Consider the following 1,148-nt stretch of genomic DNA (forward strand, 5'->3'; position numbering starts at 1 on the left):
TACTGATGCTGATTCAGATGCGCTTACGCTTGCTGACTCGCTTGCGCTTACTGATGCTGATTCAGATGCAGATACACTTGCTGACTCGCTTGCGCTTACTGATGCTGATTCAGATGCAGATACGCTTGCTGATTCACTAGCACTTACTGATGCTGACTCAGATGCGCTTACGCTTGCTGATTCGGAAGCACTTACGCTTGCTGATTCACTAGCGCTTACTGATGCTGATTCAGATGCGCTTACGCTTGCTGACTCGCTTGCGCTTACTGATGCTGACTCAGATGCAGATACACTTGCTGATTCAGAAGCACTTACTGATGCTGATTCGCTAGCGCTTAATGATGCTGACTCAGATGCTGATACGCTTGCTGATTCGGAAGCACTTACGCTTGCTGACTCACTTGCACTTACGCTTGCTGATTCGGAAGCACTTACGCTTGCTGACTCAGATGCGCTTACGCTTGCTGATTCAGAAGCAGATACACTTGCTGATTCGGAAGCGCTTACTGATGCTGACTCAGATGCAGATACGCTTGCTGATTCAGAAGCACTTACACTTGCTGACTCAGATGCAGATACACTTGCTGACTCACTAGCACTTACTGATGCTGATTCAGAAGCAGATACACTTGCTGATTCAGATGCACTTACTGATGCTGATTCGCTTGCGCTTACTGATGCTGACTCAGATGCAGATACGCTTGCTGACTCACTTGCACTTACGCTTGCTGATTCGGAAGCACTTACGCTTGCTGACTCAGATGCTGATACGCTTGCTGACTCACTTGCACTTACGCTTGCTGATTCAGATGCAGATACGCTTGCTGATTCAGATGCTGATACGCTTGCTGACTCACTAGCGCTTACTGATGCTGATTCAGAAGCACTTACACTTGCTGACTCACTTGCACTTACGCTTGCTGACTCAGATGCAGATACACTTGCTGACTCACTAGCACTTACTGATGCTGATTCAAGATACACTTGCTGACTCGGAAGCACTTACGCTTGCTGATTCGCTTGCGCTGATGCTTGCTGATTCAGATGCAGATACGCTTGCTGATTCAGATGCACTTACTGATGCTGACTCAGATGCGCTTACGCTTGCTGACTCGCTTGCGCTTACTGATGCTGACTCAGATGCAGAT

The 1,148-nt window shown here is 47.9% G+C and carries 1 protein-coding gene and 1 pseudogene; both read left to right on the forward strand.

Going from position 1 to position 1,148, the window contains the following annotated elements; all coding sequences use genetic code 11:
• A pseudogene (locus CSX02_RS13695) lies at positions 1-991 on the forward strand (hypothetical protein); the annotation flags it as partial.
• Positions 966-1,148, forward strand: a 183-nt coding sequence (locus tag CSX02_RS13700; protein ID WP_189281569.1) for a hypothetical protein, incomplete at its 3' end; no start/stop codon positions are given. The pseudogene CSX02_RS13695 and the gene CSX02_RS13700, both read left to right, overlap by 26 nt.

The sequence above is a fragment of the Agathobacter ruminis genome (genome assembly GCF_002735305.1).
GTDB classification, from domain to species: domain Bacteria; phylum Bacillota; class Clostridia; order Lachnospirales; family Lachnospiraceae; genus Roseburia; species Roseburia ruminis.